Below are 11,768 nucleotides of genomic sequence, written 5' to 3'. Positions count from 1 at the left end.
AATCTTCCCCCGCATGCCACTGACTCCGTACACCGGGCCTTTCGGTCGCCCGCAACTGCAGCACCTGCTGCGCCGCACGCTCTTCGGTTGCTCCAACGCCGACCTCGCCCATTTCCAAGGGCAGAGCCTCAGTCAGGTGGTGAATGCGCTGCTCACCGTCACCAACGACACCACGCCGCCCACCAAAGCGTATTGGGGGCTCAACGGCGGCAACCCGGACCCGAATGCGCTCGATCCGCAGGTGCCCTTCGGACAGACTTGGGTGGATACCGTGCGGTACGGCGCCAATGACACGGAACTCACGGAGCTCACCAGTGCGCGCCTGCAGAGCTTCCTCTGGTGGCGGACGGGGCTCATGGTGCACCAGGACCGAAACATCCGCGAGCGCATGACGCTCTTCTGGCACAACCACCTGCCAACGGAATTCGGCGCGATCTTCAATCCACGGCTCACCTATGTGTACGACCAGTTGCTGCGCACCCAATGCCTGGGGAACTTCCGCACGCTGATCCACGACATCACGATCGATGGCGCGATGCTGGTGTACCTGAACGGCTACCTGAACACCGCCGCAGCGCCCGATGAGAACTACGCGCGGGAGCTGATGGAGCTCTTCACGCTGGGCGAAGGCAGCGGCTATACGGAAGAGGATGTGCAGGCTGCCGCGCGTGTGCTGACGGGCTGGACCGTTCGCGAGACCGATGCCTTAGGCGACATCGTTCTGCCCTATGTGGCCTATCGACCGAGCCAGCACGTCACCGCTGACAAGCAGTTCAGCGCCTTCTTCAACAACACGGTGATCCAAGGCGTTGCCGGAGATCCCGGCGGCGAGGCCGAGCTGAACGCCTTGCTCAACATGATCATGGCGAAGGAGGAAGTCTCGAGATTCATCTGCCGGGAGCTCTACCGCTTCTTCGTGCATGGCGAGATCGATGCTTCCGCAGAGACCAGCGTCATTGAACCGCTGGCCGAGATCTTCCGCGACAACGCGGCGGCTCCCGATCAGATGCGCATCGTGATGGAAGCCCTGCTCACGAGCGACCATTTCTTCAGCGCGAACGTGCAGGCCTGCATGATCATGAGCCCCGCCGACTGGGTGGTCGGCGCGGTGCGCAAGCTGGAAGTGCCCATGCCTGCGCCCACGCAGCTCGAAGCGCAGCACATGGTCTGGCGCGATGTGTACTATCTGATGGCCTATTGCGGCCAGCAACTGCACCAACCGCCCAACGTGGCAGGCTGGTCAGCCTACTACCAGTACCCAGCCTACGACGACCTCTGGCTCGATACCGCCACGTACCCGGCGCGCACCAACACGATCCAAGGGATCATGTACGCCGGCTTCTCCACACCGGCTGGCACCTACCAGCCGCAGAGCGCGAACCTGGAGTTCAAGGTCGATTTCGTTTCGCTGGTGGGGCAATTCACGGATCCTTACAACCCGAATACCCTGGTGTCGGATGCCGCTGAGCTGCTCTTTGCCATACCGGTGAGCCTCTTGGTGCGCACCCAATTGAAGATCAGTTACCTGCTGCTCGGCCAGATCACGGACAGCTACTGGACCGATGCCTATGAGCTCTATGTGCAGGACCCGAATACCACCGACATGACCGCCCAGCTGGTGCCCACCCTGCTGCAGCTGCTCTTCATCGACATGGCCAAGGCCGCAGAGACCCAGATGCACTGAACCGCCGCAACACCAACCGCATGAACCGCAGGCAATTCCTCCGCACCTCTTCCGCAGCCACCGTGGGCGGATTCACCGTGCAGGGCTTCAGCAGCCCTTTGATGCAGGCCCTCTGGAAGAACCGCGCGGCCGATGACCGCGTGCTGGTGATCATCCAGCTCTTCGGCGGCAACGACGGCCTGAACACCGTGATCCCGCTCGACCAGTACAGCGTGCTCTCGGTGAAGCGCCCCTATGTGCTGATCCCGCAACCGCAGGTGCTGCCGCTGGCCGGCCTCGGCGGCACGGGCCTGCACCCGGCCATGACCGGCATGCAGGATCTCTGGCAGGATGGCAAGCTCGCCATTGTGCAGGGCGTGGGTTACCCGGAGCCCAACTTCTCGCACTTCCGGGCCACGGATATCTATGAGACCGGCGCCAATGCCGATCAACTGCTGAATTCGGGCTGGACGGGACGCTACCTCAATCAGGAGTACCCGAACTATCCGGCAGGCTACCCCAACGACGACATGCCTGATCCGCTCGCGATCCGGGTGGGCGGAGCAGTGGGCCTTGGCCTGCAGTTCCAAGGGCTGAGCATGGGCGTTTCCATCAACAGCACCGATGATCCGCTCAACCTCACCAACTACATCTACCAGGACCCGCCAAGCGCAGCGTGCAATGGCGGCAAGCTCGACTTCGTTCGCCAGGTGCAGCGCCAAACGGACCTCTATGGCGATGTGATCGAAGCCGCGGCTTCGGCGAACTGCGTGCAGAGCACCTTGTACCCGACCGGGAATGCGCCCGGCGCGCGGCTCGCACAAGCGCTTAAAGTGGTAGCCAAGCTGATCTGCGGGGGATTGAAGACCAAGATCTACTGGGTGAGCCTCGGCGGGTTCGACACCCATGCCCAGCAAGTGGAGCAGGATGACCATAGCATCGGCAATCACGCGAACCTGCTCCAAGGCCTGAGCGATTCGATCCACGCCTTCCAGGACGACCTCGGCCTGTTGGGCCTCGAGGACCGCGTGCTGGGAATGACCTTCAGTGAGTTCGGCCGCCGCATCGTGGACAACGCCTCGCTCGGCACGGACCACGGCAGCACGCAGCCCATGTTCCTCTTCGGCACCAAGGTGCTCCCGGGCATGCTGGGCACCAATCCGGAGATCCACAGCAACGCGACTTACCAGACCAACCTAGCCATGCAGTACGACTTCCGCAGCGTGTATGCGAGCGTGCTCAAGGACTGGTTCTGCCTGGAGCCGAATGATATCGACGCGGTGCTGCTCAACACCTACCAACCCTTGGCGTTGATCGATCCCGATGGGTGCTTGGGCACCAGCGTGCATGAAGCCAACCAGCGCGCCGGTGATCAACTGCTGAACGCCTATCCGAATCCCTTCACCGAGCGCACCACGCTCGATTACGTGAGCAACGGCGGCCGGGTCATGATCCAGGTCTTCAATGAGCAAGGCCAGGTGGTGCAGACCGTGATGAACCAGCTCATGCCCCAAGGCAGCTACCGCATCGACGTGGACCTGGGCGACATGCCGGCCGGTGTGTATTACGCGCGATTGCAGAACGAAGGGAACCAGCAAGTGCGAAACCTGCTGAAGGTGCGCTGAGCCGGTGCCGATGCATGCCCTGTTAATGTCCTGTTAAGCAGGAAGAAGGTCGGGAAAGGCCCCTCACTTTTGGCGTACCAACGTCGAAACAAAACATCTTTCAACCCGATGAAGCAGCTCCTACTCTCTCTCGGATTCGGCCTCGCAGTGCTCACTGCAGCAGCGCAACCCAATGCCAAGCCTGTTGGCGGCAGCGGTCCCATGATCAGCTTGGACAAGGAAAGCCACGACTACGGCACCATCCCGCAAGGCGCCAATGGAACCTGCGAATTCACCGTGACCAACACCGGCGATGCGCCCTTGATCATCACCCAATGCCAGGGCAGTTGCGGCTGCACGGTTCCCAAGTGCGAGACGGCACCGATCAAGCCCGGTGAGAAGAGCGCCATCACGGTGAAGTACGACACCAACCGTCAGGGACCCATCAACAAGAGCGTCACTATCACCAGCAACGCCACCAATGCCCCGAGCAAGATCGTGACGATCCGTGGCACGGTGGAGGCCACCGCAGCGTCGCCCACCTCTCCGGTGAAGGAGGCCAGCCCGATGGCGCCTGTCGAGAAGCATTGATCCGCAAGCACGCCCGCACCCATGATGAAGCTCCTGACACTCGCCTTCGCAGCCATGCTGGGCGCCACGGCGATCGCCCAGAACGGGCCCATGATCCAAGTGGACAAGGAAGTGCATGACTACGGCACCATCGCGCAAGGCGCCAACGGCGAATGCTCGTTCGTGGTGACCAATACGGGCGATGCCCCACTGATCATCACCAACTGCAAGGGCTCCTGCGGCTGCACGGTCCCCAAGTGCGACAACACGCCGATCCCTCCGGGGCAGAAGAGCACGGTATCCGTGCGCTACGACACCAAGCGCACCGGGCCGATCAACAAGAGCGTCACCATCACCAGCAACGCCGTGAACGAACCCGATAAGATCGTGCGCGTGAAAGGCATGGTCTCGGGCGGCGCGGAGGACGGTGCAACGCCGCACTGAGTCCGATCCATCAGCAAGGCGAGGCCCTTCCGCAAGGAGGGGCCTCGTGCTTTGCGGCGCATGACGAACTTCGCCCGCGCAACCAACGCCACGCCCATGCCCGCCATTTCGTCCAAAGGCCGATTGATGCCGCCCTCCCCCATCCGCAAGCTCGTGCCCTACGCCGAGGCGGCCAAGAAGCGCGGCGTCCAGGTCATCCACCTCAACATCGGGCAGCCCGATATCGCAACGCCGGATGTGGCCCTGGATGCCATGCGCAAGCTGGACCGCAAGGTGATCGAGTACAGCCACAGCGCCGGATTCGAGAGCTATCGGAAAGGATTGGCGGCCTACTACGCCGAGCACGGCATCGCGATCACGCACGAGCAGATCATCGTGACCAATGGCGGCAGTGAAGCGCTGCTCTTCGGCATGATGAGCTGTTTCGAGCCGGGCGACGAGGTGATCATCCCCGAGCCCTACTACGCCAACTACAACAGCTTCGCGGTGAGCGCAGGCGTGAAGGTCGTTCCTGTGCGATGCACCATTGCCGATGGCTTCGCGCTGCCGCCGATCCAGGCTTTCGAGGCGCTGATCACCCCGCGCACCAAGGGCATCCTGATCTGCAACCCGGGCAATCCCACCGGCTACCTCTACAGCCGGGCCGAGCTCGAGACCCTGCGGAGCATCGTGCTCAAGCACGACCTCTTCCTCTTCGCCGACGAGGTGTACCGCGAGTTCTGCTACGATGGCGCCGTCCACGTGAGCGCGCTCGCCCTCGATGGCCTCGATCAGCACGCGGTGCTCATCGACAGCGTGAGCAAGCGCTACAGCATGTGCGGCGCGCGCGTGGGCGCCTTCATCACGCGCAACAACGAGCTGCTGCAGACCGCGATGAAATTCGCGCAGGCCCGCTTGAGCCCGCCCACCTTCGGGCAATTGGCCAGTGAAGCAGCGCTGCGCACACCGAAACCGTATTTCGATGACGTGGTGGCCGAGTACGTGCAGCGGCGCGACATCCTGGTCGATGGCCTGAACACGATCACTGGCGTGACCTGCCCCAAGCCGAAGGGAGCATTCTATTGCGTAGCCGAACTCCCCATCGACGACAGTGATTCCTTCTGCCAATGGCTGCTCGAATCCTTCAGCCATGAAGGCCACACCGTGATGATGGCCCCGGCCACCGGCTTCTACGCCGAGCCGGCCACTGGGCGCACGCAGGTACGTTTGGCTTACGTGCTGGAACAGCCGCAGCTGAAACTGGCCGTGGAATGCCTGCGCGAAGCATTGGCCGTATATCCCGGCCGTATCGCACCAGCCAACGCGGCCGTGGCTGAATCGAGGTAGCCGATCCGATCCGTTCGGCATTTCCTTGCGCAATCCGTTGGTCTGTCTGTAACCGCATTTCGTCGGATCCGTTGAAGCGGCCCGGCTTGGCCTACTCCGCCATGCCCAAAACGGACCAACATGAGCACATGGAACCCTTGGAAAGGGCTGGCGCCGATGGCGTTCGCCCTCCTGATCTCTGCCAACGCCAAGGCGCAGGGAAGCACCCCGATCATCGAAGAGGAGCACCGCTATCAGTTCAGCCTCACCGCTGAGCTGAGCGCGTATGATGAGAAGCTCTTCACGGAGGCCGTCTCGGGCTTCGACCCGCGCATGAAGGTGAGCATCGACAGGCCATCGCGGCTGATGAAGGTCCTGGCCTACCAGCCGATCGATCCGGCACAGGTGATCAACCTCGCGGCGGGCATGGGTGTAGGCCTCGCCCCTCGCGCGAATCGCATCGACCCCAAATCCGAGAATCAATGAGCACCTCGATCACACGACCCACAGTGCTGCGCGGAGCCCTCATCGGCCTGGCCTTCGCCGTGTCGGCCACAAGCGGAGCGCAGACCGCCACGAACACCTGCGGCTACAACGCCGGGAGTGAGTACCCGGTGGGCACTTCATGCACCTTCTCCAACTTCGACAAACCGGGCTCCTTCTCCGCCACCTATACGGCATCCGGTTGCACCGGAGGGAACTACGATGATGCATGGGGCTGGTTCACGGCCACCTACGCAACCACGAACATCACATTCGACCCGGACAACAGCCACCGGCCGATCATGCACGTGTACACGGGGACCTGCACCGCTGGCCTCACGCAGGTCGCCTGCGTGAATTCCGGTGGCAACGGAAACAACGCGGTGATCACCAGCCTGGCCACTACGCCCGGAACGGACTACATGATCCGGATCCAGCGCCACAACGACAACAGCGGCATGGATGGCCGGATCTGCATCTGGAGCCCTGTGCCCCCAACGAACGACGAACCATGCGCGGCAACGGCTCTCAGCGTGGGACAGAGCTGCACCCTCACCGCCACCAACAACATCAACAGCACGGCCACCGCCGGCATCCCGGCCCCAGGGTGCGCCAACTTCACCGGAAATGATGTTTGGTACTCCTTCGTGGCGCCATCCAACGGCATCGCCAATATCGAGACCACGGCGGGATCATTGACCGACTCGGGCATGGCCCTTTACAGTGCGACCGCATGCAGCGGCACGTTCACACTGATTGAGTGCGATGCCAATGGTGGCCCGGGCAGCATGAGCGAGATCAATCGCACCGGCCTTAACCCGGGCGAGACCTATTATGTGCGCATGTGGGGCGAGAGCGGAGCCAGCGGCACCTTCAACATCTGCGTGTGGTCTCCCCCAGCCAATGACGATCCCTGCGGAGCGATCTCCATCTCGTTGGGCTCAAGCTGCTCGTACACCACGTATTCCAACGTGAACGCCAGCGCGACGGCCGGCATCCCCACTCCCGGTTGCAGCACCTATTCCGGCGGCGACATCTGGTTCAGCTTCGTGGCGCCGGCCTCTGGATTGGTCGCGATCCGCACCACGGCCGGGAGCCTGACCAACGCAGCCATGGCGCTCTATCAAGCCACGGCATGCAATGGCACCTTCACGCTGATCTCCTGCGACAACACGAGCGGGACGGGCAACATGCCCTTCCTTTCCTACACCCCCCTGGAACTGATAGCAGGAACCACCTACTACTTGCGCGTCTGGGGCAACAACGGGAACAGCGGGACCTTCAATCTGTGCCTGAATACCGCTCCAGCGACCGGGGATTGCACCTATGCCTTGCACATGTACGATTCGCAGGGCGATGGCTGGGGCGGCAGCAACGTGAGCATCCAGATCGGCGCCGGACCGGCAGTGAGCTACACCAACACCAACGCTGATCGCGAGGTGGCCTACATCACGGCTTCCATCGGCCAATCGATCCAACTCACGTACAATTCAGTCGGTGGGAACCAGGGCGAGATCCGGTATGTGCTGCAATTGATCTACGGCCCTGTCTACTCCGATGGCCCAACACCAGGCACCGGCCTTCGCTACGTGGGCACCGTCGATTGCCAATCCGCCGCGCCTACCACGAGCGACTGCTACGGGCGCACGGCTATCTGCGGCGCCCAGCAGGTCAGTGACAACCCCACGAGCACCGGACTCACGGCCGACCTGCATCTGCACTCACGCGGCTGCCTCGGCTCGAATGAGCGACAAGGCTCCTGGTACAGCTTCTCGCCTTCCGCGGGCGGCACGCTCGGGTTCACGATCTCGCCGAACAACCCGGCCGACGATTACGACTTCGCCATTTGGGGACCCTACGCTTCGCTGAGCTGCCCGCCCATGGCGGCGCCGCTGCGCTGCAATTACAGCGGGGATCCCGGTGATACCGGCCTCTCCTCCGCAGGTACCAATCCATCAGAGAATGCATCCGGATTCAAGTGGTCCACCTTGATGCCCGTGAGCACCGACGAATACTACCTGCTCTACATCAGCAATTGGAGCCAGAGCGGCCTGGCCTTCGACCTCACCTGGCAGCTCACCGATGGGGCCAGCCTCGACTGCAACCTGCTTCCGGTGCAGCTCATCAGCCTCAACGGCGCTCCGGTTCCCGAGGGCATCCGCTTGGAGTGGAATACCGCCACCGAGACCAACACCGCCTTCTTCGCGGTGGAGCGGCAGGATGAGACCGGTGCATTCCAGCAGATCGGGCAAGTGGCCGCTGCGGGAAACTCAACCAGCACCACCGCCTACGAATTCCTGGATGCGCAACCGCTGCCCGGATTCAACTACTACCGGCTGAAGATGATCGACCTCGATGGCAGCGACGAACTGAGCGAAGTGGTGGCCGTGGCCAACCGCTATGGATCATTCGTCGGCGGCCTCTTCCCGAACCCGGCCGAGGACCAGATTAGCGTGGTGATCGACGCCGATGCGGAGATGCTCGCCTACCTGCGCGTGCTCGACGCGAGCGGCCGGCTCGTCGGAGAGCACCGATCAACCGTGGCTGCAGGTCAGCAAACCGTGACCATGCCGCTGAACGGCCTCGAAAGCGGGCATTACGTGCTCATCGCATCGTTCGGCGAAGGCCGATCGCAGAACATCGGAAGATTCGTTGTCCGCTGAGCGAGCATCCGAACCATCATCAAGCAAGGCCGGGCCAAAGACCCGGCCTTGTTGAATTCTGACACCGGCTGGAATGTTGCCCGTTCGCGCCCAGCGACTACTTTCGTCCGTGACGCGGCGGGGTTGAGACAACTTGGCGGTTCGGAAAGCGTCTTCCATCTAAACGGATCACAAGGCCATGAAGCTGAAGCTTACCGAATCCGGATCACGTCTGTTGCGGATGTCCTGCATGGCCATCGCGTTCACGGCCTTGGCCCATGGCGCATGGGCGCAGGCGCAGGCCGTGTACCATTTCCGCTGCGATGGCCTCCTGGATGGCATCACCTTCAAGCACGCCGCCGAGAACCTGAATGGCTTGGATGCACAGGCGTTGCTTTCCTCCGACGCCGAATTCCTGAAAGTGCGGATCGATGCGTCCATCCCGTACGAACGGATCCTGCGCGCGCTCAATGCCGGTGCAAGGCAATTCCAACCGGCCGTGGGAGCCACCGCGCAGGGTTTCCCCACCCGCGTGGATACCGGCGATCCCGCTGGCGACGACCTGCGGTACACGATTGCCAAGGAGGCCTGGATCGCTGCGCATCCGCAGCAGTACCAGCAGATGATCGGCGATTCACCACAACGTTAATCCCGAGCAGACATGGTTCGACACTACGCACGCACCGCCTTCGCGGCCGCCTTGCTCTTAAGCGGACCTGCAGCCCACAGCCAGTGCCCGAACGACAATACCTATTGGCAGACCACCACCCCGACCTGCCCGGGATCAACCGTGGCCAGCACTTGCCTGTTTGGCGGTGAGTACCAGCTCATCAACGTGGTGGCCGGCAACACCTACACCTTCAGCACGTGCGGCACCACGCTGTGGGATACGCAGATCACCCTGTACAACAACGCGGGTGGGGGCTCGCTCGGCTTCAATGACGATGCATGCGGCCTTCAGTCCAGTATTACCTGGGTCGCCACCTTCACTGGGCAGTTGCGCGTGCTGATCGATGCCTTCCCGTGCATCAACCTGAGTTCCTGCGCGACCTTGACGGTGAACTGCTCCACCCCGGTGGTTCCGCCGCCCGGCGGGTGCATCTACATGCTCAACATGTTCGACTCCTTCGGCGATGGCTGGGGGGCATCGAGTGTCGGCGTGAGCATCAACGGTGGCCCGTTCCAGTACTACACGGTAACCGGAACGAACAACTCGGTGGCCCTTCCGGTGATGCCGGGCAACAGCATCGTGCTCACCTACAACAACGCCGGGCCTTGGCAGGGAGAGAACAGCTACAGCCTGACCTTGGGTGGCGGCGCGGTATTCACGTCTGGCACACCGCCTGTCGCGGGCGTGGTGTACGCCGGCAGCGTGACCTGCGTGCCGCCTCCAGCGCCACCAGAGGACTGCGTCGGCAGCATCACCATCTGCAACGGCCAGAGCTTCAACAACACCACCAACAACACCGGGCAGGTGGCCGACCTGAACCTGACCAGCGCCGGCTGCCTCAGCGCGCTGGAACGGCAGGGTACCTGGTACAATTTCACCCCCAGCGCCAGCGGCCAGATCGGCTTCACCATCAACCCGGCCAACCCGGCCGATGATTACGACTTCGCCATCTATGGCCCCTTCCCCCCGGGCAGCACCCCTGGCACCATCTGCCCACCGCTCAGCGCCCCCTTGCGCTGCTCCTTCGCCGCCCCCAGCGGCGCCACCGGGCTCAACTTCACCGCCACCGACCTTACCGAAGGCGCCGCCGGCGATAAGTGGGTGCGCTACCTGGATGTGACCGTGGGCCAGGTGTACCTGCTCTACATCAGCAACTTCTCCCAGAGCGGTCTCGCCTTCAGCCTCGGTTGGGACCTGCAGGGCGGCGCCTCCTTGGATTGCAATGTCCTGAACGCCTCACTTGTGGGCCCGGAAGCGCAGAGCGCCAGCAACCAGGTCCTTGTGGGCTGGACCACGTTGGAAGAGCACGGCACCGCCACCTTCGGGGTGGAACGTGCCGAAGCGGGCGACGACTCTTTCGTGGCCATCGGTTCCGTGAACGCGGTGGGTGGACCTGGCCTGACGAAGCGGTATGAATTCCTGGACCCCAACCCGCGCGTCGGCCTGAACCGCTACCGGTTGAAAGTGCAGGACAGCGGCGGCGCTTGGGAGTACTCCCGCACGGTGGATGTGATGCACGGCCAACTCATCGCCGAGCCCGTGATCAGCCCGAATCCGACGCAGGACCTGGCCACGATCCGCTTCGAAGGCAAGGCGGAAGGCGCGCTGCTGATTGAGCTCTTCGACGGCACCGGCAGGACACGCATGCAGGTGCGGGCCAATGTGAACCTGGGCTGGAATGCCTTGGACCTGCCGCTGGCCGGATTGGCCGAAGGCCACTACCTGGTGCGCATTCAGCCTGAAGGCGGGGCCCCGGAGCATCTTCGGCTGGCCATTGCCCGTTGAACGGCCCTAAGCAACCATTCCCCGCGCATTCGTCTTCGAATGTCGGGGCGAATTGGGCGTCGATCCATAGATCTTGGTTAACAACCTGCTGAAGGCCCCTATTCCCTTGGAAGTCAGTTTCGTCTAATTTGGCAGCGCCGAAAACTACCGTTCACGCATGATGCTCCGAAACACCTTGCTCCTTGCGCTGCTGATCACCGGTATCAGTGCCCGCGCACAGCAGTCCCAGTTCCACTATTTCGAAGCGGCCCAACCAGTGGCTGTTGCGCAGCTGAAGCACCTCACCGAGGCGCTGGCCAGCGTTGATGCGAATGCCGAGATCTTCCACTCCGACGACATGCGGATCCTGCAGCTGAAGAGCAGCACCCTGCAGCCCGAGGCCCATTACCGCGCCGTGATCCAGGCGCGCGGCATCGTGCTGCTGCCCGGCACCCGCAACGCCGACGAGCTCGGGATCAACAACCAGCCAGCGGTGCCCGTGTTCCAGCCCACAGGCGATGAGCCTGCCGACATGGCCCGCTACCGCGCCGCCGTGGAGCAATGGAATGCCCTGCATCCCGAAGCGCCCCTCAGCACCACCCCGATCCACCACCGCTAATCAG

10 protein-coding genes are annotated in these 11,768 nt (G+C 62.8%); all 10 read left to right on the top strand.

Annotated elements, in window-relative coordinates; genetic code table 11:
* Window positions 1-13: 13 nt before the first annotated feature.
* The 10 genes from IPK70_10790 (at window position 14) to IPK70_10745 (ending at window position 11,764) form a co-directional block, all read left to right on the top strand.
* Complete coding sequence (locus IPK70_10790) at window positions 14-1,684, top strand: DUF1800 domain-containing protein (protein ID MBK8227648.1); 1,671 nt, start codon at window positions 14-16, stop codon at window positions 1,682-1,684.
* A gap of 20 nt (window positions 1,685-1,704) precedes the next feature.
* Window positions 1,705-3,288, top strand: coding sequence for a DUF1501 domain-containing protein (locus IPK70_10785; GenBank protein ID MBK8227647.1), 1,584 nt, complete (start codon window positions 1,705-1,707; stop codon window positions 3,286-3,288).
* Window positions 3,289-3,396: 108 nt separating this feature from the next.
* The gene (locus tag IPK70_10780) at window positions 3,397-3,858 is read left to right on the top strand and encodes a DUF1573 domain-containing protein (GenBank protein MBK8227646.1); all 462 of its coding nucleotides are present in this window, start codon (window positions 3,397-3,399) and stop codon (window positions 3,856-3,858) included.
* A gap of 21 nt (window positions 3,859-3,879) precedes the next feature.
* Entirely contained in the window at window positions 3,880-4,281 is a 402-nt protein-coding gene (locus IPK70_10775; protein ID MBK8227645.1) for a DUF1573 domain-containing protein, read from the top strand.
* A gap of 96 nt (window positions 4,282-4,377) precedes the next feature.
* Entirely contained in the window at window positions 4,378-5,607 is a 1,230-nt protein-coding gene (locus tag IPK70_10770) for a pyridoxal phosphate-dependent aminotransferase (protein MBK8227644.1), read from the top strand.
* A gap of 120 nt (window positions 5,608-5,727) precedes the next feature.
* Complete coding sequence (locus tag IPK70_10765) at window positions 5,728-6,072, top strand: hypothetical protein (GenBank protein ID MBK8227643.1); 345 nt, start codon at window positions 5,728-5,730, stop codon at window positions 6,070-6,072.
* Window positions 6,069-8,732, top strand: coding sequence for a hypothetical protein (locus tag IPK70_10760; GenBank protein ID MBK8227642.1), 2,664 nt, complete (start codon window positions 6,069-6,071; stop codon window positions 8,730-8,732). Before IPK70_10765 ends, IPK70_10760 begins: the two co-directional genes overlap by 4 nt.
* A 178-nt stretch (window positions 8,733-8,910) precedes the next feature.
* Window positions 8,911-9,360 carry a hypothetical protein gene (locus IPK70_10755; GenBank protein MBK8227641.1) on the top strand — a complete coding sequence of 150 codons (450 nt, stop codon included), beginning with the start codon at window positions 8,911-8,913 and terminating at the stop codon, window positions 9,358-9,360.
* 12 nt (window positions 9,361-9,372) lie between these two features.
* Window positions 9,373-11,166, top strand: coding sequence for a T9SS type A sorting domain-containing protein (locus IPK70_10750; protein ID MBK8227640.1), 1,794 nt, complete (start codon window positions 9,373-9,375; stop codon window positions 11,164-11,166).
* Between the two features lie 157 nt (window positions 11,167-11,323).
* Entirely contained in the window at window positions 11,324-11,764 is a 441-nt protein-coding gene (locus IPK70_10745) for a hypothetical protein (protein ID MBK8227639.1), read from the top strand.
* The last annotated feature ends 4 nt before the right edge of the window (window positions 11,765-11,768 follow it).

The organism is Flavobacteriales bacterium, from assembly GCA_016712535.1.
Lineage (GTDB): Bacteria > Bacteroidota > Bacteroidia > Flavobacteriales_F > PHOS-HE28 > PHOS-HE28.
This window is presented reverse-complemented; position numbering and strand designations above follow the sequence as displayed.